At 51.2% G+C, this 24,141-nt stretch carries 17 protein-coding genes and 1 pseudogene; 10 read left to right on the forward strand and 8 right to left on the reverse strand.

The features are described 5' to 3' along the window. On the forward strand, window positions 1-737 hold a 737-nt coding region (locus tag Q9J32_RS08290), incomplete at its 5' end, for a glycosyltransferase family protein (RefSeq protein ID WP_304675404.1). 195 nt (window positions 738-932) lie between these two features. After that, window positions 933-2,273: a bifunctional 3,4-dihydroxy-2-butanone-4-phosphate synthase/GTP cyclohydrolase II gene (gene ribBA / locus Q9J32_RS08295; RefSeq protein WP_301884888.1), complete on the forward strand. Its 1,341-nt coding sequence runs from the start codon at window positions 933-935 to the stop codon at window positions 2,271-2,273. Window positions 2,274-2,572: 299 nt separating this feature from the next. On the opposite strand, the gene Q9J32_RS08300 is transcribed toward ribBA, so the two are convergent. Next, window positions 2,573-5,044 (reverse strand): glycogen/starch/alpha-glucan phosphorylase, encoded by a 2,472-nt coding sequence (locus Q9J32_RS08300; RefSeq protein WP_301884885.1) that lies wholly within the window; start codon window positions 5,042-5,044, stop codon window positions 2,573-2,575. A 113-nt stretch (window positions 5,045-5,157) separates the two neighbouring features. Further along, window positions 5,158-7,149, reverse strand: a complete 1,992-nt coding sequence (gene glgX / locus Q9J32_RS08305; RefSeq protein ID WP_301884883.1) for a glycogen debranching protein GlgX — start codon at window positions 7,147-7,149, stop codon at window positions 5,158-5,160. Between the two features lie 61 nt (window positions 7,150-7,210). Here glgX and Q9J32_RS08310 point away from each other — a divergent pair, with 61 nt between their 5' ends. Then, complete coding sequence (locus Q9J32_RS08310) at window positions 7,211-7,411, forward strand: hypothetical protein (protein ID WP_301667676.1); 201 nt, start codon at window positions 7,211-7,213, stop codon at window positions 7,409-7,411. 231 nt (window positions 7,412-7,642) lie between these two features. Here Q9J32_RS08310 and Q9J32_RS08315 read toward each other — a convergent pair whose 3' ends face one another. Next, entirely contained in the window at window positions 7,643-8,953 is a 1,311-nt protein-coding gene (locus Q9J32_RS08315; RefSeq protein WP_301884880.1) for a replication-associated recombination protein A, read from the reverse strand. Between the two features lie 527 nt (window positions 8,954-9,480). Between Q9J32_RS08315 and Q9J32_RS08320 the strand changes: the two genes are divergently transcribed. The 6 genes and pseudogenes from Q9J32_RS08320 to Q9J32_RS08345 form a co-directional block, all read left to right on the forward strand. Further along, window positions 9,481-13,254 (forward strand): autotransporter outer membrane beta-barrel domain-containing protein, encoded by a 3,774-nt coding sequence (locus Q9J32_RS08320; RefSeq protein WP_369415177.1) that lies wholly within the window; start codon window positions 9,481-9,483, stop codon window positions 13,252-13,254. Between the two features lie 303 nt (window positions 13,255-13,557). Next, window positions 13,558-13,926 (forward strand): hypothetical protein, encoded by a 369-nt coding sequence (locus Q9J32_RS08325; RefSeq protein WP_301884878.1) that lies wholly within the window; start codon window positions 13,558-13,560, stop codon window positions 13,924-13,926. Window positions 13,927-13,998: 72 nt separating this feature from the next. Continuing rightward, window positions 13,999-15,408 (forward strand): threonine synthase, encoded by a 1,410-nt coding sequence (thrC, locus tag Q9J32_RS08330; RefSeq protein WP_301884875.1) that lies wholly within the window; start codon window positions 13,999-14,001, stop codon window positions 15,406-15,408. 46 nt (window positions 15,409-15,454) lie between these two features. Beyond that, entirely contained in the window at window positions 15,455-16,249 is a 795-nt protein-coding gene (locus Q9J32_RS08335) for a BUD32 family EKC/KEOPS complex subunit (RefSeq protein ID WP_301884874.1), read from the forward strand. Window positions 16,250-16,436: 187 nt separating this feature from the next. Beyond that, complete coding sequence (locus Q9J32_RS08340; protein WP_002213456.1) at window positions 16,437-17,213, forward strand: ferredoxin--NADP reductase; 777 nt, start codon at window positions 16,437-16,439, stop codon at window positions 17,211-17,213. 75 nt (window positions 17,214-17,288) lie between these two features. Further along, window positions 17,289-17,395: pseudogene (locus Q9J32_RS08345) on the forward strand (IS5/IS1182 family transposase); the annotation flags it as partial. 70 nt (window positions 17,396-17,465) lie between these two features. Here Q9J32_RS08345 and Q9J32_RS08350 read toward each other — a convergent pair. From Q9J32_RS08350 to Q9J32_RS08365, 4 genes are all read right to left on the reverse strand, one after another. Next, on the reverse strand, window positions 17,466-17,609 hold the full coding sequence (locus Q9J32_RS08350; protein WP_002244108.1) for a hypothetical protein: 144 nt from the start codon (window positions 17,607-17,609) through the stop codon (window positions 17,466-17,468). A gap of 676 nt (window positions 17,610-18,285) precedes the next feature. Further along, on the reverse strand, window positions 18,286-20,766 hold the full coding sequence (locus tag Q9J32_RS08355) for a heavy metal translocating P-type ATPase (RefSeq protein ID WP_301884871.1): 2,481 nt from the start codon (window positions 20,764-20,766) through the stop codon (window positions 18,286-18,288). Next, window positions 20,763-21,944, reverse strand: a complete 1,182-nt coding sequence (hflX, locus tag Q9J32_RS08360; protein ID WP_301884869.1) for a GTPase HflX — start codon at window positions 21,942-21,944, stop codon at window positions 20,763-20,765. Before hflX ends, Q9J32_RS08355 begins: the two co-directional genes overlap by 4 nt. 4 nt (window positions 21,945-21,948) lie before the next feature. Next, window positions 21,949-23,229 carry a CAP domain-containing protein gene (locus Q9J32_RS08365; protein WP_301884866.1) on the reverse strand — a complete coding sequence of 427 codons (1,281 nt, stop codon included), beginning with the start codon at window positions 23,227-23,229 and terminating at the stop codon, window positions 21,949-21,951. Between Q9J32_RS08365 and Q9J32_RS08370 the strand changes: the two genes are divergently transcribed. Continuing rightward, window positions 23,228-23,359, forward strand: a complete 132-nt coding sequence (locus Q9J32_RS08370; protein WP_301667688.1) for a hypothetical protein — start codon at window positions 23,228-23,230, stop codon at window positions 23,357-23,359. The genes Q9J32_RS08365 and Q9J32_RS08370 overlap by 2 nt on opposite strands. Before the next feature lie 22 nt (window positions 23,360-23,381). Here Q9J32_RS08370 and Q9J32_RS08375 read toward each other — a convergent pair whose 3' ends face one another. Then, the gene (locus Q9J32_RS08375) at window positions 23,382-24,107 is read right to left on the reverse strand and encodes an epoxyqueuosine reductase QueH (protein WP_301884864.1); all 726 of its coding nucleotides are present in this window, start codon (window positions 24,105-24,107) and stop codon (window positions 23,382-23,384) included. Window positions 24,108-24,141: the final 34 nt, after the last annotated feature.

Raw genomic sequence — 24,141 nt, forward strand, 5'->3', positions numbered from 1 at the left:
AAAAAACGGGGGGGGGGGGGATTCTCTTTGATTTACAACAACTTGCAGATAAAAAGATTGATTTGATCCTGCACCCTTCGTCCTTCAATTACCGCGACATCTCCAAAGGGGAGGACTTTTCGGATAATGATTTTGTCCGCCATTTTGAAACGCTGGTGGAGGGGCGGTACTATATCGCCAACACGTGGACAAAGATTGTCAGGCGGGAAATAATCATCAAAAACAATCTGTTTTTCCCAAAAGGATACATTCACGAGGATTTCCCGTACAGTTTGCAATTGGCGCGTTTTATCAAGACTTTTGCCTTTTACGATAACCCTTTTTACCAATACCGCGTTCTCGGCGGCTCTATCAGCCACAACATCAAATACAAAAATTTCAGCGATATGCTGACGCATCTCGACCAGGGTGTGGATTTTTTAGTCGAAAACAAAAATTCCCCCATTTACGGCGGTTTGCAAAAATTTGTCTTCGACAATATCGGCTATCTGAGGTCTATATTGGTAAGGCTTTATTTTTCCAAAAACATTATCGTCATCTACCGGAAATATTTTTCATTTAAAGAAAAATGCAGAAAGATATTCGGCGCGAAGGCAATCCGTCCGGTTTTTATCGGGAAGGCGGCATTCATCATAGGATTGCCGGTATTGCGCCTGCTCGTACCGCCTATGCTGTACCCGGCAATCAAGGCTTTTTATCAGAAATTTTTTCGGAATAACCCTCCGGAAACCCCATAATCAGAAGCGTGCGGAAAGAAATAGCCGCCCCGCCGGCGGGGTTGTGGTAATGCCGTCTGAAGCCACGAATCCGGCTTCAGACGGCATCTGTTTACCAAAAAGCAAATAATCAGGTTTGGCGAAAAAAACAGATTTGCCTTTTGGTAAATACAGGACTACAATCCGCTACATCCGATTTCTACAAAGGATAAAACGATGACCGACACAGCCGGCTTGCGCCGCCGCAACCTGCGGCAATGGATAGCGGAACACTACGGCGGACTGCAAACCCGTTTTGCCGAAGCCGTTGCCCTCAACACAGGCGAACTCTCCGCCCTGTTGAAAAACAAATCCTTCGGCGAGAAAAAAGCCCGCAAAATCGAACAGGCGGCAAAAATGCCCGCCTTCTGGCTCGATACCGAACACACCGACAGCCCGACCGAACACACAGGAAAACACACCATGTCCCATATTTCCACCATCCCCGAAATCCTAGCCGACATCAAAGTCGGCAAAATGGTCATCATTACCGATGCCGAAGACCGCGAAAACGAAGGCGACCTGCTGATGGCGGCTCAATTCGTTACCCCCGAAGCCGTCAACTTTATGATCAAACACGCGCGCGGCTTGGTCTGCCTGCCGATGGAGGGCGAAATGGTCGAAAAACTCGGCCTGCCGATGATGACCCAAAAAAACGGCGCGCAATACGGCACCAACTTTACCGTTTCCATCGAAGCGGCGCACGGCATCACCACCGGCATTTCCGCCGCCGACCGCGCCCTGACCATTCAAACCACCGTTTCCCCATCCGCCAAACCCGAAGACATCGTCCAACCCGGCCACATCTTCCCGCTTCGTGCCCAAAAAGGCGGCGTACTCGTCCGCGCCGGACACACCGAAGCCGGTGTCGATTTGGCTCAAATGAACGGGCTTATCCCCGCCGCCGTCATCTGTGAAATCATCAATGACGACGGCACCATGGCGCGTATGCCCGAGCTGATGAAATTTGCCGAAGAACACAATCTCAAAATCGGCACCATTGCCGACCTCATCGAATACCGCAGCCGCACCGAAAGCCTGCTCGAAGACATGGGCAACGCACCCGTACAAACCCCGTGGGGCGAGTTCCAACAACACGTTTACGTGGACAAGCTCTCCGGCGAAACCCACCTCGCCCTCGTCAAAGGCACGCCCTCCGCCGACACCGAAACCCTCGTCCGCGTCCACGAACCCTTCAGCGTCATGGACTTCATCCAAGCCAACCCGCGTCATTCATGGTCGCTGCCCAAAGCCCTTGAGCGCATCCAACAAGCCGAAAGCGGCGTCGTCATCCTTCTGCACCGCACCGAAGACGGCGCCGCCCTGCTCGACCGCACCCTGCCCAAAGGCGCAAACCAAGCCTACAAATGGGACAGCAAAAGCTACGGCATAGGCGCACAAATCCTCGCCGGCCTCAATGTTAAAAAACTGCGTGTATTGGGTCAGCCCTCGTCCTTTACCGGCTTGACCGGCTTCGGTTTGGAAGTCGTCGGTTTTGAAGAAGCAGAAAACAGATAAACCCGTCCGTACAATGCCGTCTGAAACCTGATTTCAGACGGCATTTGTTTCCCCGTTATTCCCCGTGAAGGCGGAAATCCGGACTGTTCCGTTTCGGTAAGGATTGAAAACAGCAGCAAAACCAAACGCCTAGATTCCCGTCTTCGCGGGAATGACGGGCTTGCGTTTTCTGTTTGAAAATGCCGTCTGAACCTGCGAGACTGTTGCGTGCCCCTGCTTCCGTTTTCAGACGGCATTGCCGTTTTAAATGCCGTCTGAAAAAACAGCCGTTACTTTGTGTAACGGCTGTCTGCTTTGCGTCAGGAAGACGGCAGTTCTTTGTTGCTCAATGGCTCGATGTGCCAAATATCGCGGCAGTAGTCGGCAATGGCGCGGTCGGATGAGAAAAAGCCCATATTGGCAATGTTGATCAAGGCTGATTTGCGCCACGCGGAGGTGTTGCGGTAGTGTCCGTCCGCTTTGTATTGCGTGTCGATGTAGCTGCGGAAATCCGCCATCAGTTGATAGAAATCGCCGTACGGCTGCAACACGTCTTTGTAGCGGCCCGGCTCTTCCGGCGAGAACGCGCCTTGGCTGATTTGGTTGACGACGCGGCGCAGGTCGCTGTCGCGCTCGATATAGCCCAAGGGGTCGTAACCGTTGCGGCGGATTTCTTCGACTTGTTCGACGGTGTTTCCGAATATATAGCAGTTGTCCGCGCCGACTTTTTCCAAAATTTCAACGTTCGCGCCGTCCAGCGTACCCATACAGATTGCGCCGTTGAGGGCAAATTTCATATTGCCGGTGCCGGATGCTTCCGTACCCGCCAGTGAGATTTGTTCGTGCAAATCGGCGGCGGGGATGATGATTTGTGCGAGGCTGACGCTGTAATTCGGGATGAACACGACTTTAATCAGGTCGCGGATGCGTTCGTCGTTGTTGATGACGCGTGCCACATCGTTAATCAGGCGGATGATTTTTTTCGCCATATAGTAGGCGGATGCGGCTTTGCCGGCAAAGATGAACACGCGCGGCTGCCAATCGTAATCGGGGTTTTCCAAGATTTTATTGTAGCGGTCCACGATGTGCATCACGTTCAAAGCTTGGCGTTTGTACTCGTGGATACGTTTGATTTGGATGTCGAAAAGCGCGTCGGTGCTGACTTTGATACCCAGCTCGGTTTCGATGTATTTGGCGAGGCGTTCTTTGGCGGCTTTTTTCACTGCGCCGAATTCCGCCTGCACGGCGGCATCGTCCGCCGTGCCGTTGAGCTTGGTCAGCTTGTCCAAATGCAAACGCCAGTCGTCTCCGCCCAAATGTTTGTCGAGGAACTTGGTCAACTCGGGGTTGGCGATGTTGATCCAGCGGCGCGGGGTTACGCCGTTGGTTACGTTGGTAAAGCGTTCGGGGAACACTTTGGCGAAGTCCGCAAAAATGGTGTTGACCATCAGGTCGGAGTGGATTTTTGCCACGCCGTTGACCTTGTGCGAACCGATGACGGCAAGCCAACCCATACGCACGCGGCGCCCGTGGGTTTCGTCGATGATGGAGACGCGGCGGACAAAGTCTTCACCAAAACCCTGTTCCTGTACGCTGTTGAGGAAGCGGGCGTTGATTTCAAAGACGATGTCCAGATGTCGGGGCAGCAGGCGCGCCATCAGCTCGACCGGCCAGGTTTCCAAGGCTTCGCTCATCAGCGTGTGGTTGGTGTAGGAGAAGATTTTGCAGCACATTTCCCATGCTTTTGTCCATTCGATACCTTCTTCGTCGATCAAAATGCGCATCAGCTCGGGAATGGCAAGCACGGGATGGGTGTCGTTCAGGTGGATGGCGGCTTTGTCGGCAAGGTTTTCAACGCTCGGGAAACGGCATTTGTGGCGTGCGACGATGTCTTGAACCGAGGCGGAAACAAGGAAATATTCCTGTTTCAGGCGCAGCTCTCTGCCGCTGTCGGTAGAATCGTTCGGATAGAGGACGCGGGAGATGTTTTCGTCGCTGTTTTGCGCGCGGACGGCAGAGGCATAGTCGCCCTTGTTGAAGTCGGCAAGGTTGAACAGTTTGCCGGCGTGCGCCGTCCACAAGCGCAACGGGTTGGCACATTCGCCGCCGTAGCCCGGGATGATTTCATCGTATGCCATCGCGGAGATTTCTTCTTCGGGCAGCCATTCTTTTTTGCCGCCCATATTCAGAAGCTGACCGCCGAAACGGACGGAATACTGTTTGTTCGGACGGGCAAACTGCCAAGCCAAATCCTGATCCAGCCACAAATCGGGTTTTTCGACCTGCTGTCCGTCCGCGATTTCCTGTTTGAACATACCGTATTGGTAGCGGATGCCGTAGCCCATTGCCGGAATCCGCAAAGTGGCGAGCGAATCCAAGAAGCAGGCGGCAAGGCGGCCCAAACCGCCGTTGCCCAAACCCGGGTCTTGTTCTTGTTCGCAAACGTCGGCGAACGCTTTGCCCAGTTGGCGGAACGCCTCTTCAAATTCGGCGTAAACGCCTTCGTTGATCAGGGCGTTGACAAATGCGCGGCCGAGCAGGAATTCCATAGACAGGTAGTAAACCATACGCTTCCCGTTTTCGATGTGGGCGCGGCGGGTTTTCAGGAAGTCTTCGGCAATCAGGTCGCGTGCGGCAAGCATCGCGGCGTTGAGCCATTGGTGTTCGTTGGCATCTTTGGGGTCTGCGCCCAAAATGAAAATCAGCTTATAGACGATTGCCTTGCGGATGGTCTCTGCATCCGGCTTGGGCATAACGTAGTCGAAACCGGAAATGGGAAGTTTCTGAGCCATGTGAAACAGCCTTTCTCTGTGGGGTGATTGAAAAATAGGTTTCCGTATGCCGTCTGAAGGGTCGCCGGTTCAGACGACATTTCTTTTATTTATGTTCTTTGTGTTCGGGCGGGTCATGCTTCCTGCTTCAAAACCCAAATGCCCATATGTCCGGCGGCAAACCGATTTTCAGAAGCATTGTAATTAAATTTCTCCGATGGTACGCAAGAAACCTGCCACCGTCCTTGAGGCAGGTTAAAAAACTGCCGATTACGCGCACCGTTGACCAACAGCAGCCATTCTCCGTCAAGCAGAACCTGCATCGATTTTGCCGTCCTGTCGTGCCAGTTTTCATGATTCATCGGCACACCGTCGGCATTCAGCCAGCGCACCCTGCCCTCCATCCACCAGATGTTTTCGTTCAAAATGCTGATTTCCCGACGCAGGGCAATCAGCGATTTCGTGTAATCCTGCAACATTTCGTCCGCGTCCTGCCAGTCTAGCCACGCAATCGGGTTGTCTTGGCAATAGGCATTGTTGTTGCCCTGCTGGCTGTTGCCGAACTCGTCGCCGCCGAGCAGCATCGGGATGCCGTTGGAAAGGAACAGCGAGGCAAGCAGTGCTTTGGCGGTGTATTCGCGGCTTTGCCGTATGTCCGCGTCGCCGGCCGCGCCTTCGATGCCGTGGTTGTAGCTGATGTTGCCGTTGTGTCCGTCGCGGTTGCCTTCGCCGTTGGCATCGTTGTGTTTTTCGTTGTAACTGACCAGGTCGCGCAGGGTAAAGCCGTCGTGTGCGGTAATGAAGTTGAGGCTTGCCGAGGGCTTGCGTCCGCCGTGGCGGAACAGGTCGGACGAGCCTGCCAGACGTTCGGCAAACGCGCCCAAATTGCCGTTTTCCCACACCCAAAACGCGCGCATATCGTCGCGGAAACGTCCGTTCCATTCGGCAAACGGCGGCGGAAACTGCCCCAAACGGTAGCCGTCGCCGCCGATGTCCCACGCTTCGGCAATCAGTTTCACATCTGCCAGCACGGGGTCTTGGTAAAGCGTTTGGAAAAAATGCCCGTCCGTTCGGAAATCCGGCCCGCGTCCCAAAACCGTTCCCAAGTCGAAGCGGAAACCGTCTATATGGAAGTGTTCCGCCCAATAGCGCAGGCTGTCCGCAGCCCAACGTGCCACATCGCGGTCGGCAATACGCAGCGTGTTGCCGCAGCCCGACCAGTTTTCATAACCGCCGTGCGGCTTGTGCCAATACCAGCGCGCATTGTCGATACCGCGCTGGCACAGCATCGCGCCGGTTTCGTCCTGTTCGGCGGTATGGTTGTACACCACGTCCAAAATCACTTCCAAACCTGCCGCGTGCAGCGATTTGACCGCCTGTTTCAGCTCCGCCGCAGCCTGTTCCGCCTCCGCCGCATAGGACGGCTCGACTGCGAAATGGGCGCAAGTGTTGTAACCCCAATAGTTCGACAGCCCCGCCTGCTGCAAATGGTATTCGTCAAGATGCTGCTGAACCGGCAGCAGCTCGAGCGTGGTAACGCCCAAATCCTTCAAATAGGCAATCACGCGCGTATCGGACAGGGCGCGGTATGTTCCGGCGTGTGCCAAATCGGGAAACTGTTTGGTCAGCCCCTTGACGTGCGCCTCGTAAATCACGGTTTGCGCCAAGGGGACGCGCGGACGGCGGTCGCCGCCCCAGTCGAAACCGTCATCGCCACGCACCACGCTTTTGGGCGCGAACGCCGCGTTGTCGCGCCCGTCCTCCGGTCTGAACCATGCCATCTCTTCCGCATTGCGGAAACCCGGTTTGCCGTCGGTCTGCCGCGCATACGGATCGAGCAGCAGCTTTTGCGGATTGAAACAGGATCCCGCCTCCGCGTCCGCCCTACCGTACACGCGGTAGCCGTAACGCTGCCCCGCGCCGATTCCGCGCACAAAGCCGTGAAACACCGTGCCTTCGTGCGAAGGCAGCACCAAGCGCGTTTCCCTGTTTCCATCATCAAACAGGCACAGTTCCACTTTTTCGGCATTGCCTGAAAACAAGGCGAAATTGACCCCGCCGTCCATCGGCACCGCCCCCATCGGATAAGGAAATCCGCTTTCGATAACATATTTTTCGGCAACCATAAAACCGTTCCAAAAATAAAATAATCAAATGACTCAGCCCGATACAACGGATAAAGCCCCGATGCCGTCTGAAGCGGGCTTTCCCGCCTTCAGACGGCATCTCAAACTTCAAAACCCGATTCATCGTGCGGTGCTTTATGTGCCGTCCTGTGTGTTGAAGCATCTAAACACCGACGCGCCACACCGCCTTCAGACGGCATCGCCGCCCTTCCCTGCAAACGGACGGCAGCGGCGGATCGTTAAAACCCGGTCTGAAAAATAAGCGGTGGCGCAAAAGCCGTTTCAGCCGCCGCAAAGCCCGTGCCGACAAACCCCGAATCGTTCCGCAACCGGCACGGCAAGGGCGGCACGCGTTCAGACGGCATCCCGAGGCTCGAAATGCCGTCTGAAGGCTTTTGCGGCAGGCAGTCAAGATAGAGCAAAACACCAAGTCGGCAAAATCCGCCGCGCCTGTCAAACAACACGGCAGGAAGCCGCCCTGCCCCAATCCGCCCTATCCCTTGGGCAATGCCTCTTCATCCAGCGATTTGAGCCACGCCAGCTTTTCGCCGATTTTGATTTCCAGCCCGCGCGGAACGGGTTGATAGAAATCCGGTTCGTCCAAGCCGTCGGGCATATAGCTTTCACCGACGGCGTAGGCGTTCGGTTCGTCGTGGGCGTAGCGGTATTCGCGTCCGTAGCCCAATTCCTTCATCAACTTGGTCGGGGCGTTGCGCAGGTGGACGGGCACTTCGTCACTGGCGTTTTCTTTGACGAAGCGGCGCATTTGGTTGTATGCCTTGTAGCCCGCGTTGGATTTTGCAGCGGCGGCGAGATACAACACGGCTTGCGCTAAAGCGAGCTCCCCTTCTGGCGAGCCTAAGCGCTCATAAGTAGCGGCGGCATCATTGGCAATCGTTAAGGCACGCGGATCGGCCAAGCCGATGTCTTCCCATGCCATGCGGACAATGCGGCGGGCGAGATAGCGCGGGTCGGTGCCGCCGTCGAGCATACGGCAAAACCAATACAGCGCGGCATTCGGATGCGAACCGCGCACGGATTTGTGCAGGGCGGAGATTTGGTTGTAGAAACTCTCGCCGCCTTTGTCGAAACGGCGGATTTGCGCCCCGAGACTGTCGGCGAGAAATTCGGCGGTCAGGATTTTCAGACGGCGCGTGTCGGCGGTGCGTAACAGTTGTTCCAACAAATTCAACAATCTGCGCGCATCGCCGTCGGCGGTATTGACAAGCAGCTCCTGCGCATCGGCTTCAATCGTAAACTCTTGGTATTTAGGTAAAGCCAAAACTTTGGCAACCAGCTTTTTGAGGCCGTCTGAAGACAAGGGCTGCAAAACATACACCTGCGCGCGGCTCAACAGCGCGGGATTCACTTCAAACGACGGATTTTCCGTCGTTGCGCCGATAAAGGTCAGCAAACCGCTTTCGACATGCGGCAAAAACGCGTCCTGCTGCGCCTTGTTGAAACGGTGGACTTCATCGACAAACAAAATCGTCGCGCGTCCCTGCTGCAAAGCAATTTCGGCTTTATCGATTGCCTCGCGTATGTCCTTCACGCCGGAAAATACGGCGGAAACCGGCAGGAACTGGGCGTTGAAACTCTGCGCCAAAATCCGCGCCAGCGTGGTTTTTCCCACGCCCGGCGGCCCCCACAGCAGCATAGAATGCGGTTTGCCGCCCTCCACCGCCACGCGCAAAGGTTTGCCTTCTCCGATGAGATGTTCCTGCCCCACTACGTCGTCAAGCGTATGCGGACGCAATCGTTCGGCAAGCGGTGCGTCGGGTTCTCGGGCAAACAAATCGGTCATAAGGGCTCCGTCAACAGGTTTTCAAACAATATGATTATACGGCAGGGAAAGGCGGCGTGCCGCATACGGATTCCGCCCCGCCGTTTACATTAAGCCGATATTAGGCGTATGCTGAAAAAGACGAGAGACTTCACACACTATATCCGGCCGGAGTCCGATTCCGCACCGGCACAACAATACTCAAATCAGAGTTTCAATTAAACATTAAGGAGACTTTGATGAAACAAAATAGAAAATTTGCTTTATCTACCATTGCTTTGTTGATTCAAACGGCAGTGGCAATGCAAGCCAATGCAGAAGCTAGGGAAATACCTGTTGGTAAAACAACTGATTATATTGGATTAATTACCAATGATGAAGAACAGGTATGGACTAATGATAGCATTATAGTTAATAAATATATTCAACCTTATTGGGAAAAGAATAAACCGCACAGAAAATTGGGAGTAGTTACGACAGGTAAAGGAGACAATGGAAACTTAGAAGTTAATGGTTTTTATGGCATTCTTTCCTATGCGGATAGAGGTTTGGAGTATAAACCAGAATTATATATAAAAAGTAATAATGACATTACATTTAATAATAACTTTCAATCTGTATATATCCAGCCACATTCTAATAAGGTCAGTTTAGATGCAAAAGGAAAAATTGATTTTAATTTAAATATTCTTGAAAAGCATTTAGATGATAAGAATCAAGAATACTTAGTCAATGATAAATCTTTAATTAAATATCTCAACTACACCACAGACGGCACTAAAGGCTCATTATCTCTAACCTCCAAATTAGGCAACCATCTTAACTTAAATGCAAAAATACACAAAGGTATTCACCATAGCGGTATTGTCAACCATTTAAATACAAATGTTAATTTGACGGCAACAGAAGGCGATAATGTTATTGCCCTTAATGCACATTTAGAAGACAAAATTGATAACCCAGCAAATTTTAGCACCCCAAGTTATTTAAGAGGAATTGAAACCGCCTTTAAATCTCACACCACCTTAGTTGGAGAAAATAATAAAGTTTCCATTACAACTGAAGGCAATGGATTAGGATTAGGATTAGGTAAACGAAACCCTAGTAATGACAGCCCTTATTCAGGGCATACCACAGGTATTTTTGTTAATAATCAATCGAATAATTTAACCGATCCAACTATTGATAAGTTTAGTTCTGTAAATTTAAAAGCGACCAAAGGCAATAACGAAGTAGATATAAACGTAAGAAACCATTCTTCTGTAAAAGGGATTGTCGCCATTCAGAATGCAAAAGCGACTCTTGAAGCAGAAGAAGGTAATAATATCATTAAGGTAAGAAACCCAGATTTAAATACACCTATTGAGAAAGCGGAAGGCGAACACTACAGGGCAGGTATTCAATCAGCAACCGACAGTAAAGTCACCTTGACTGCCAAAAATAATATTGTGGAAGTCTCTGGTAATCTGATGAATCAAGAAGGTTTTCAAGTTTTCGCCAACTCTTCCATTACAGCAACAGCAAAAGAAAACAATGAAATTACGGTTGAAAACGCAGCCTATAGTAGCGACGGCGTGGCGACTTTAATCCCCCAAGCTAATGACCGCCCTTCATTAACTAATGATGGCAATAAAATTATCTTAGAAGCAGGTAAAGATAATATCATTACTATGAGAGCTACCGACGCAGATATGGATTATCTTGAAAATTCTACTGTGTTAAAGGAAACCGATTATTATAAAGATAAAAAAGGCTCAAATGGCATATTTAGTGCGGGAGATAAGTCTTTAGTTAAATTGACGGGTGAAAATAATTATGTTCTCACTGAATTAAGCGACAAAGCGAGAGCTTTTAAACATAATGGCGTGATGTCGCAAGATGGCGCTAAAGTTGAGATTACCGCCAAAGAAGATAATGCTATTGCAGGGGCAAATAATGGGTCTAATGCTAACACTCAAGCTACTGTCACTATTGATGGTAAAAATAATACTATTTTAGCCTTTCAAAATGGAATGATAGCATTTGGTAAAGGCACACAAACTGTGACTGCTATTGAGAAAAATGAGATTATTAGTGGTGGAAGCGGTATCTTGACTAGACATGAAGGAAGTCGCATTACTTTAAATGGAAAGATAAACCAAGTGTCTAGTAAAGTGGGTTTACATGCCTCTGAAAAAAGTCAGCAAACTTTAAAAGCAGAAGATAAAAACGAAGTTAATGGCAGTAATGTTGCTATTTACAGTGATGATTCAACTATTAATTTAGATTCTCAAAAAAGCAATATTGTTAATCTCAATGGTAACTCTAAAAACGATAAAACTGTTAATATATTTGCCTCAAATAATGGTTCAATCTCATTAACTGCAAAAGAAGACAATACGATTAATGCAAAACACGAAGGGATTAAATCAGATAATAAGGCAAGTGTTACTTTAACTGCTGGAAGCAATACTATTAAAGCCTCTGAAACAGGTATTTATTCATTAAACAGTGCTAAAGTAGATGTAAATGGTCAAATTAAACTAAGCTCAAAAATTGCTAATCACGCATCAACCGAAGGTAATATCAAGCTAAATTATGCTGATAAGAGTGAAATTACGGGTGCAACCATCGCAAATGGCGGTAATATTGCGATTAAACCATTAGATTTCTCTACTCACACCATGGCATTAACAGGTGATGTATTATCCGTTAATAAGGGTAAAGTAGAATTAAACCTTACACCAAACAGTCATTTGGTAGGGCGCTTAGATAACTTTGCGAAATTTGATCATCCTGAACATAAAAACTTATTCAATCGATATATTAATGGTCTTGATGCCAAAAGTGCGGGCGAAATTAACCTTAATTTAGCTAAAGACGCATTATGGACGATGACAGGTCAAAGCTGGATGGATAAATTGAGCGGCGAAGGTACGGTTGATTTTGACAGTAACAGCAAAACGAGCGGACGCGCCTTACATATCGGCGAATTGGCGGGTGCCAATAAATTCTTGATGCATCTGAATAAAGACGGCATTCACAGCGATATGCTCTATGTGAAAAAAGGAACGTCCACTCCGCAAGAAGTCGTCGTCAAAAATCTGTCCGAAGTGCTCGACAGTATGAATTACGGCGAACGTTTGCGTTTCGCTACGGTAACAGACTCAAAAAATGAATTTGTGAACGGTAAAAAATATATTGACGATACGCACCTTATGGAGGATGCCCTGACTGTCGAATACTCCGCACATAACGGCGATAAAAACAACGAGGATGCCTATAATAAATCCTTTAACGGCTCTGAAATGACGACGGAAAAAGCCGGAAATAATTATATCGATCAAACTTATGCCGGTGGTAACAGGCAAAATGTCTATTTGGTCAAACAGGCTACCGGCAATCCGAGCCGAAATATCAAAAATATCAATGATATGTTCGACTCAACCGCACATTATGCGTTCACTTTGGATACTTATACCAAACGCGAAGGGGAGCGGGCTTTTTCAACGTTGGATAAAAAAGAAGGCGATTGGATAAGGCTGACGCATACCCGTTTGATTCAATCCAATGCGTTTAGGTTTCATAACAACGATTTTGAAATCGGATATGACCGCTTCAGCCTCAACGAGCAGGAGAAAAAACGCAAATGGGGCATAAGTTTCGACTACGGCCACGGCAGGACATCATTATGGAATACGTTTGGCAAGGGCAAAATCAGGAAATATGAATTGGCTCTGTACAATACTACCCAATACATAGATAAAGAAGGAGACGAAACAGGGTATATCGACAATGTATTAAAAATAGGAAAACTGCGTAACCGTGTGATTGCACGAAATCATATGGGGCAATTATGGGGCGAGGGAAAATATAGCAACACCCTATTCTCTATCAGCACCGAATACGGCCGCCGTAAATTTTTGGATGACGATAAATTGTGGCGGATTACACCGCAAGTACAGTTGCAATATTCCTATTTGAGAGGTGCCGACTATCGGCTCGATAACGGCATAAACGTCAATTTAAGCCACGTAAACAGCCTGATAGGCCGTTTGGGTTTGGATGTCGTGAGAAAATTTGACGAAGGCAAAAAACTTTTCTATATCAAAGGCAATATCCTTCATGAATTTTTGGGCAGCCGTTCCTTTAAGGCATTTGAAGGCAACAGCAATTATGCTCAAAAATGGAATACGAGGGGGACTTGGTATTCCGCCGGATTGGGCTACAATGCGCGGACAGGCAAAAAAACGAATGTCTTTGCCGATGCGGAAAAAGAGTTTTCCGGCGGGAAAAAAGGATCGTACAACATCCGCTTATCCATTTCCCATCAGTTTGACTGAATGATTGAAACCTTATCGCAACAATAGGTTAAATCCATTCAAGTCTCTAGGATAAACCACAATGAAATGCCGTCTGAACCGCTTTCAGACGGCATTTTTGCAAACAGGCAAAATGACGGCGGCGGGATTTTTTATTTTCCCGATTGAAGTATAATGTCGCCGGATTCAACCGGATATTCAAACGGTTTACTCCAACACTCGGAACGGCGCATAAAACGCCGCCCTGCGCGTTATCCCGAACGGGGCGGCTAATCAGCTCCTATCGCCATAAAACGGCGGGGTTTCAACCGAAAAGGAATTGAGATGAATAAAACCTTATCTATTTTGCCGGTGGCAATCTTACTCGGCGGCTGCGCCGGCGGCGGCAACACATTCAGTGGCTTAGACGGCGGCACGGGTATGGGCGGCAGCATCGTCAAAATGGCGGTAGAAAGCCAATGCCGTGCGGAATTGAACAAACGCAGCGAATGGCGTTTGACCGCGCTGGCGATGAGTGCCGAAAAACAGGCGGAATGGGAAAACAAGATTTGCGGCTGCGCTACCGAAGAAGCACCCAACCAGCTGACCGGCAACGATGTGATGCAGATGCTGAACCAGTCCACGCGCAATCAGGCGCTTGCCGCCCTGACCGCCAAAACGGTTTCTGCCTGCTTCGGCAGGCTATACCGCTAAAATCTTCAAAAGGTGTGGCGGCAATGCCGTCTGAAGCCGTTTTTATTGCAACTTTTACAGAAGGGAAAATTGATGGACTACATCAGCACACGCGGCGAAACCGCACCCAAACCGTTCAGCGAAGTTTTATTGATGGGGCTCGCCCCCGACGGCGGGCTAATGCTGCCGGAACATTATCCGCAAATCGGGCGGGAAACCTTGGACAAATGGCGCGGTTTGGCTTATCCCGAATTGGCGTTTGAAATTATGCGCCTGTTCGTTACCGACATTCCGGAGGACGATTTGCGCGATATTCTGAACCGTACTTACACGGAAGCGGCGTTCGGCACTAAGGAAATCACCCCCGTCCGCACGCTTTCAGACGGCATCAAAATCCAAGCCTTGTCCAACAGCCCGACGCTGGCGTTCAAAGATATGGCAATGCAGTTTTTGGGCAATGCGTTTGAATATGTTTTAAACAAAGAAGGCAAAAAACTCAATATCTTGGGCGCAACCAGCGGCGATACGGGTTCGGCTGCGGAATATGCCTTGCGCGGCAAAAAGGGCGTGAACGTATTTATGTTGTCGCCCGACGGTAAGATGAGCGCGTTCCAACGCGCGCAAATGTACAGCCTGCAAGACGGAAATATCCACAATATCGCCGTGAAGGGGATGTTTGACGACTGTCAGGACATTGTGAAGGCGGTGCAAAACGATGCCGCGTTCAAGGAAAAATACCATATCGGTACGGTCAACTCGATTAACTGGGGACGCATCGTCGCGCAAGTGGTTTATTACTTTGCGGGCTATTTCAAGGCGACGCAAAGCAATGACGAGCAAGTCAGCTTCTGCGTGCCGAGCGGCAACTTCGGCAACGTTTGCGCGGGACACATCGCCAAACAAATGGGCCTGCCTATCCGCCGCCTGATTGTGGCGACCAATGAAAACGATGTGTTGGACGAGTTTTTCAAAACCGGCGCATACCGCCCGCGCAACAGCGCGCATACTTATGTTACCTCCAGCCCGTCGATGGACATTTCCAAAGCGTCCAACTTCGAGCGTTTCGTGTTCGACCTGATGGATCGCGATCCTCAGGAAATCAATACGCTGTGGGCGGAAGTGGCGGCGGGTAAGGGCTTTAACCTGCGGTTTGCCTTGGACAAAGTTGGCGGCAAATACGGCTTTACCTCCGGCAAATCTACCCACGCCGACCGCCTCGCCACCATCAGACAGGTTTACGAGCAAGACCAAGAACTCATCGACCCGCACACTGCCGACGGCGTAAAAGTCGCCCGCGAAGTGCGTGAAGAAGGTGAAACGGTGGTTTGTTTGGAAACCGCGTTGGCGGCGAAATTCGATGCGACCATACGCGAAGCCGTCGGCGATGTCGCCATTCCGCGCCCTGCCGCGCTGGAAGGTTTGGAAAAATTGCCGCAGCGCGTGCAAACCGTGCCGAACAGTGCGGATGCGGTAAAAGGCATCATCGAACAAACCCTTGCCTGATGTCCCGTGTGGGCAGCATTCCGCCCGAACTTAAGATTGAAAGAAAATGACCTTACCTATGCAGGAAACCCGTTTTTCTATACTGCTGGACGAATTAGCGGCAAAACAGGAGGCCGCCATCGCCCCCCACCTGCTTCCCGACGGAACCAAGGTATGGGTACGCAAAGCAGGCAGGCACAATGCGCTATGGCGTTACGCGCTGCTCGGTATGGTTGCCCGATATTTGAAACTGGGGGTGTTGAAGCCGGTCCCCAGCCTCGGCGGCGAGCCTGCCATTGCAACCGAATCAAAACGCCTGTACGAATTGCGCTCGGCGGGGATAGCCGTTCCTGAATTGCTCGCCGTCCGGAAAAATGCCCTTATGTTCGGCAATTTGGCAGGCATCCCGCTCGATGCGCAAATCCGCCAAGAAGCCGAAGCCGGAAAGGCGGACGCTTGGCTTGCCGGTTTGGAAGCCATTGCACGCGTGCATGAAAAACGGCAGTTCCTCAGTCAGGCGTTTGCGCGGAATATGATGTCGGACGGAAAAAACATCAGCTTTTTGGATTTTGAAGACGACCCTTCCGAAGTCCTGACCATAGCGCAATGCCAAGCCCGCGATTGGCTCTGCTACATCCATTCGACCGCACTGATATTGAAAAACGGCGGGCTGCTGGAAACGGCTGCGGAAAAATGGGGCGACGTATTGTCGAATCAGCCTGCCGAAATACAAAAGCTGATTGCCGCCACCGTCAAACCGATCCTCCCGATACGCAGGCTGGAACACCCACGCTGGGGACGGGACGCGCTCAGGCTGGCAGCCTCGATTTCCCTGATTTCCCTTGCCGATATGCCGCCGTAAGCCGCCGCCCGCCGCGCGATGCCGTCTGAAGCCCTTCAGACGGCATATAACCAACGCGCATCAAGCATTGTCGCAACCATCCGTTTCGTTTAGAATTTTGACTTTATCCCGAATCGGGCAGACATTTCCACTCTGCCGCACGTCCCGAACAAGCACTATCCATTTCTTTTACTGACAGGAAACCCAAATGGCAGCATTCAATACCCAAAAAGTATTGTCCGTACACCACTGGACAGACGCATATTTTACCTTTACCTGCACCCGAGACGAATCGTTGCGCTTTGAAAACGGACAGTTCGTTATGGTCGGATTGATGGTGGACGGCAAGCCGCTGATGCGCGCATACAGCGTCGCCTCCGCCAACTGGGAAGAACACCTCGAATTTTTCAGCATTAAAGTCCAAGACGGCCCTCTGACCAGCCGCCTGCAACACCTTAAAGTCGGCGACGACGTGTTAATCAGCAAAAAACCGACCGGAACATTGGTTGCCGGCGACCTGAATCCGGGCAAACACCTTTACCTGTTGAGCACCGGTACCGGCATCGCCCCTTTCTTGAGCATCACCAAAGACCCCGAAATTTACGAGCAATTTGAAAAAATCATCCTCGTACACGGTGTGCGCTACAAAAAAGATTTGGCGTACTACGACCGCTTTACCAAAGAATTGCCCGAACACGAATACCTCGGCGACTTGGTTAAAGAAAAACTGATTTACTACCCGATTGTTTCGCGTGAAGAATTCGAACACCACGGCCGCCTGACCGACCTGATGGTAAGCGGCAAATTGTTTGAAGACATCGGCCTGCCCAAAATCAATCCTCAAGACGACCGCGCCATGCTGTGCGGCAGCCCCGCGATGCTGAAAGACACCTGCAAAGTTTTGGACGATTTCGGACTGACCGTCTCTCCGAAAACAGGCGTACGCGGCGATTACCTGATTGAGCGCGCATTTGTGGACCAATAATCTGCTTGAAAATGCCGTCTGAACGGCATCAGCAATCAAAAACCCCGAATCCTGCCAATCAGGATTCGGGGTTTTTATAGTGAATTAAATTTAAATCAGGACAAGGCGGCGAGCCGCAGACAGTACAAATAGTACGGCAAGGCGAGCCAACACTGTACCGGTTTAAATTTAATTCACTATATAGTGGGTAAAAATTAGAAATGCACATTTCCGTCATTCACGCGCAGGCGGGAATCCAGACCTATCCGTTAATTAGCATTTGAAAATAAAAGAAAAACCAAGCATATGGGTTCCCACTTGCGGGGGAATCTTCATCGTCTCATTTTTGTTTTCATCAACTTTTCCTAAACTTTCCTGTTTGGCTGCATAATCAGACTTGACTTTGTTATTTTCCATATTGAGCTTCTCTTAATTTGAAAAAATTAACATAAACATTTAAAAATAAAACAAAATTATATAATAAAGAAAATAATGAGAATATAAAGGATAAAAAGAGAGTTAAGTTATTTAATCGGACTTGTTCTCTATAAATCATAAGACACCAAATAAGCCATAATAAATTTAGTAAATAAAAACTGCTTATACCCAACTTTCTTTTCTTGGAACCTATTATTATTTCAACTCTGGATGAAAAAATAGAATTTAAAAATTTTTTTCTTTGATATATCGTTAATATCTCCCTAGTTTTTCTTAAAAAAAATATAATCATACATATACTACACAACATTGGTAATAAATAAATTAAAAGCGAAAGGTAATTAAATTGATAATTGTAAATTATATAATAAACAACATACGAAGAAAAAATTATTACAGATGATTTGCTATACGAATAAAAAAATATCCTACCTAGCCCGAACCTTCTTATAATTTGTACTATGTGATTATCCATTTCAATATCCATTTAAGCTTTCAATTAATTTTCTATATTTTTCAATGGCATGTATCATGCTGTGCTTGGGAAATATCATCTTGGTTGATGATCAAGCCATGTATGCAAAGATTGGAATATGGTATCTGTCGTGCTAATAATGCCCCCGTTACTGTTATACGTCTAAAGCAACGCTGTCCGTCATTGTTCGGACGGCATTTTTTCAGACGGCATGTCCACCTGCTTGTGAAGCCGCATAGCATTGCCCAATACGACCAGCGAACTGAAGCTCATACCCAGCGCGGCAATCCACGGTTGGACATAGCCCAAAACGGCAAGCGGTACGGCAATGATGTTGTAAGCACTCGCCCACGACAGGTTCTGACGGATAATCTGCCGCGTCCTTCCCGCCTGTGCCAGCATATGCGGAACGGTATTCAAATCTTCGTTTAAAAGGACGATATCCGCGCCGTCCCTTGCAATATCGGTTCCTCCCGCCACCGCTGCAGAAGTATCGGCCTGTGCCAAAACAGGGGCATCGTTGATGCCGTCGCCTATCATCAACACTCTTTTCCCTTCTTTCTGCAAAGCCTTGACATATTCCAACTTGTCTTCCGGCATGGCTTGGGAACGGTAGTGTCCGATACCCAAGGCGCGTGCGGTTTCTGCAACGGCGGTTTCGCGGTCTCCGCTGAGCAGGTGCAGGGTCAGGTGTTGCCGCTTCAACTTGCGGACAACTTCCTCCGCCCCTTCCTTCAACGGGTCTTGAAGATAAAACACAGCTTGGAAACCGAGCTGGTTGCCGAGATAGACCGCGCTGCCGCTTTCTGAAGCCTGTTCATCCTGCGGAGGTTCTCCGGCGATTTTGGCGACATAAGCCCCCCTGCCCAATGCCCACACCTGCGTTTCCCCGTTGACGGTCAGTTGCGCGCCTACGCCTTCACCGACGTGATTGAGGCGTTGTCCGACCCGTATGTCAGGAATCATGCCGTCTGAAACACGGTGGTTGAGGATGGCGCGTGCAAGGGGATGTTCGGACTGTTGTTCCAACGCCTGCGCCACCGCGAGAACAAAGGCTTCGTCTGTGCCGCTCAACAATGAGATACGGCTGACGGTGGGATTTCCCCGGGTCAGCGTTCCTGTTTTATCGAAGATGATGTCGGTGGTTTGGGCGAGCGTTTCCAGGGTTTGCTTACCGCTGATTAAAATGCCTTCGCGTGCCAGCGAACCGGTAGAAGCTGCCAAGGCCGTCGGCGTGGCAAGCGATAAGGCGCACGGACAGGTAATGACAAGCAGGGCGACGGTAATCCAAAGCGCGGTATGCGCATCGGCGTAAAACATCCAACCGATAAATACGGGAACAGCAAGCAGCAGCTCCCCGAAAACGAATGTCGAGGCGTATTGTTCCGCCAACTCGGCGGTGCGCGGTTTTTGGGCCAGTGCGCGGTCGAGCAGGCGGACGATATGGGACAGGCGCGTACTGCTGCCGGTACGGTCGGTGCGTATGATTAGGGGGCTTTGCGTATTGAGTGTGCCGGCGGTTACTTTTTCAGACGGCATTTTGGCGACGGGCAGGCTTTCACCCGTCAGCATGGCTTCATTGACCGCGCTGCTGCCTTCGACAACCGTACCGTCGACAGGTACGGTCTCCCCGGGTTTGACCATCACGATATCGCCCTCCTTCAATTTGACGACGGCTGCCTCGCAGGTTTCCTGCGTATCGGGGTAATCGGGCATATGATGGCAAAACGCAGGAATCAGCTTGACCAGCCTCTCGGCGGCATCGCCTGCCTTACGTCGGGCGATTTGTTCCATAAAACGTCCGCCCAGCAGGAAAAACAGCAGCATGGCGATGGATTCGAAATACATCCCCTGCCCCGCATTGGTCGCAAGGCTGTAAACGCCGGCGATAAAGGTCATGATGATGGCGACGGTAATCGGCGTGTCCATACCGACGCGGCGGTTTTTCAAGTCGCGCAGCGTGCCTTGATAAAACGGAACGGCGCAGTAAAAGACAACCGGCAACACCATCAGGAAACCGCCCCAATGGAGGATTTGCAGGAAATCGGGTTCGATGTCGCCGCCGTAAAGGTAGGTCGGCAGCGCGAACATCATCGTCTGCATCATCCCCAGTCCGGCAACGGCGAGGCGGACGATGTATTGTTTGCGTTCTTTTTGGTTGGCGGCTTCGATTTTCTGCGCGTCATAGGGTGCGGCGGTGTAGCCTGTCTGCCGGATTTTCAACAGAATGTCGGAAAGGCGGATTTTGCCGTCGTCCCAGACGACGCGGCAGCGGTGCGTGCTGTAATTGAGGTCGATGCGGACGATGCCGTCTGTACGCAAAAGCTGCTGTTCGATCAGCCAGACGCAGGCGGCGCAGGTGATGCCGCCGAGCATTAAAACCGCCTCGCGCGTGCCGCCGTGGGTTTCCACAAAGTCGGACTGGACTTCGGGCAGATCGTACAGGCGGATTTGGTCGAGGATTTCTTGGGGCGGCAGTTCGGTTTTTTGCGCGTCGGCGGTGCGTTGTTTGTAATAACTGCCCAAGCCCGCGTCGATAATGCTTTGTGCGACTGCCTGACAGCCGGCACAGCAGGTTTCGCGGTCTTCGTTTTCGTAACGGACAGTCAGGTGGAGGTGTTCGGGAACATCCAAACCGCAGTGGAAACAGGTTTTTTTCATGGCGTTTCGGTCTCGTCGTCGGTTGTCGGCATGGTGGCACAATACTCGGCAATGGCTTCGCGCAGTGCGTCTATACCGGTATTTTCAGCAACGGAAATGCGGACGGCGGCAATTTTTCCCACAGCGTCGCGCCATATGCCCGTATTTTGTCCTTCAGGCGGCAGCAGGTCGGTTTTGTTGTACACCTTGATGCACGGAATATCGCCGGCATGGATTTCTTGCAGTACGTTTTCCACGTCTTCAATCTGCTGCCCGCTGTTCGGGGCGGAGGCATCGACGACGTGCAGCAGCACATCGGCTTGTGCGGTTTCTTCCAAGGTGGCGGAAAAGGCAGAAATCAGTTTGTGCGGCAGATCGCTGACGAATCCGACGGTATCGGTCAGGATGATGCTGCATTCGGGACTGATGTACAGCCGCCGCGCCGTCGTGTCGAGTGTGGCAAACAGCTGGTCTTTCGCATATATGCCCGACTTGGTCAGCCGGTTGAACAGGCTGGATTTGCCGACATTGGTATAGCCGACCAGCGCAAACGTTTTGATTCTGCCCGATTCGCGGGACTTGCGGCGCAGCGCGCGCTGTTTTTTGAGGTTGGCAAGCTGTTTTTTCAAGGCGTTGATCCGATGGGCGATCAATCGGCGGTCGGTTTCCAGTTTGGTTTCGCCCGGTCCTTTCATGCCGATGCCGCCGCGCTGGCTCTGCAGATGGCCGTAACCGCGTATCAAGCGTCCCGCCAAATGGCTTAATTGTGCCAACTCGACTTGCAGCCTGCCTTCCTGCGTGCGTGCGCGGCGGGCGAAAATCGCCAGAATCAGCCCCACCCTGTCCAATACGCGGCATTGGAGGATTTTTTCCAAATTGCGTTCCTGCGTGGGCGTGAGTTCGTGGTTGAATACGACCAAATTGATGCCGTCTGCGGCAACTGCTTCCGACAGCTCCGCCGCCTTGCCCGTGCCGACAAACAGCGCGGTGTGCGGACGGTCGCGTTTGGCGGTCTCCACGATGACGGGATCGCCGCCTGCCGCTTTGACCAGCTCGACGGCTTCTGCCAATGCCGTCTGAAAGCCGTTCAGACGGGCGGCACTGCTGCCCGTACCATCTTTGTCCAACATTACGCCCACCAGCATGACGCGTTCCGGTTGCGCTTGGGTACTGCCGTTGCGGCCTGTTCTGCCTGTCATGTATTCAATCCTGTAAATAAAGGGTAACGCCGCGTTCCGGGCTGTCTTCCGGCGCAAGCGTGATGCGGCTGCCCGTCATTCCGCCAACGCTGAAGACGATGCCGCCCGCCTCGTGCCTTCCTATGGACAGGCGGCTGCCGGGCCGCTGCCGGTAGGTATAACGGGTACACGCTTCCAAGCACCAGCGTCCGCGCCAGTGGATGAAATATTTTTCGCCTTTTCTGACGGCAAGCGTCTCGCCGCCGTTCACCTCAAAATAAGGGTAATCGGGTTTTCGGGTTTTAAACTGCCATTTCGCCTGCGCGCGCCGTCCGTTGCGGACATAGTCGAATACCGCCGTATAAAGCGTACCGTACTCCAAAGGCTTGATCGGGAAAAGCGCGAATTGGTACGCGGTCAGCCTGCCGTTGGGGTCGTTGCCGGCGGTTAAAACCCTGACGGGGCGGATTTCGTTTTTACCCTGATACAGCTTGAAACTTTTCATCGTAATTTTGCCTGCCGCCTCGGAAAAATCAATGCTGGCAGGATTTCCCGTCATTTCATATTCCGGCACGGGGTCGGGACGTTCCCCGTAAAAATAAGGCAGCGCGCCGCTGCCGACCGGATAGGCTGTATAGAGCAGCTCCTGTGCGGGCATGACTTCGTCGGTGTACACGACCGCACCGTTGTGGCAGGCGTTGCGGTAATATTTCCGTCCCGCTTCAGGCTGATTTCTGCCTTGGGCGCAATGCCGCTCAAACCTGCCGTTGCCCTGATTGAATACGACGACGGTTTTGCCGTTTTCGCGCACAAATGCCGCTCCTGCCTCATCCGTATGGCGGTCAAGCAGGGAAAGGCGGTGGTAGATTGCGCTCATCAATCCGTCAACCTGGCGTTGCTGCGTACGGATATCGCTGTCGGACGATTCGGCGGCTTCTTCTTCCGTGCTGACGTTTTCGTGTACACCGTTGTAAAGGTAACCGGCAAGGCGTGTGCGTTCGGTCAACTTTTGTGCGGTGTAGTGCGGATTGTCGGGATGATATTCTCCGTGTCCGTCTTCGGGATTAAGCGTGAGGTAGCGTGCGTGCCTGCGGGCAGAGTTTTCCAATACAGGCGCGTGTGCCAGCTCGTGCAAACCGATTTGTGCGCGGATACGGTTGAGGTAGTGCAGCGCATCGCCGCCGTCCCTGATTTGCGGTGCGGACGGATAGACAAGTTCGCCCGCCGGCACGGATTGGTTTTGGGTATGGTAGAAAACGCCTGCCGCCGAGCCCAACAGAAGCAGCCAGATAACAAGGGATTTCATGATGTCGCCCTTTCACCCCGGCAACGGGGTGTTTTATCAAAACGGCAAACTTGTCAATGCGGTTTCCGCTTGCCGATTGCCAAACCGGCAAACCTTTCCCCGTGCCGATGCCGAACCCGATGCCGTCTGAACCTTCAGACGGCATCGGGTGTTTATTTGTCCGCCCGGATGGGTGCAGGTTCGTATTGTGTCGATTCGTCGCCGTAATACAGCACGCCGAGTTTGATGGGGATGCGTCCCTGCGATTTGCGGTGGGCGTTGGAATCGCGCAAGGAATAGGCGCAGCCGCAATATTCCTGCTGGTAGAAGTTTTCGCGTTTGCTGATTTCGATCATGCGCGCGCTGCCGCCGCCTTTGCGCCAGTTGAAATCCCAATACACCACATCATCATAGGGCGCGGCGGCGCGGTGTCCGCAGTCGTTGATTTGCGCCATATTTTTCCAGCGTGAAATGCCCAAAGAACTGGTAAAGACGGGGAAACCGTGTTCGTGCGCGTATTGTGCGGCTTTTTCAAAACGCATATCGAAACACATCGTACAGCGGATGCCGCGTTCCGGCTCAAACTCCATGCTTTTGGCTTTGGCAAACCATTCTTTGCGGTCGTTTTCGTAATCGTCGTCTTTATCGATGAAGGGGATGCCGAACTTTTCCGCAAAGCGCACGTTTTCCTCTTTTCGGAGCATATATTCTTTGTGCGGATGGATGTTGGGATTGTAAAAATAAATGGTGTAGTCGATGCCGGAGGCAAGCATCGCCTCCATCACTTCGCCGCTGCACGGGGCGCAGCAGGAATGCAGCAAGACTTTTTTATGTCCGCCGGGCGGGACGAGTATGGGGCGGTTAATGTCGGTAACGGTAGGTTTGTTTTGTGTTTCCATTAACTTAACAATATCTGTTGAATACGGTTGAAGC

The sequence above is a fragment of the Neisseria uirgultaei genome (assembly GCF_962719845.1).
GTDB lineage: Bacteria > Pseudomonadota > Gammaproteobacteria > Burkholderiales > Neisseriaceae > Neisseria > Neisseria bergeri.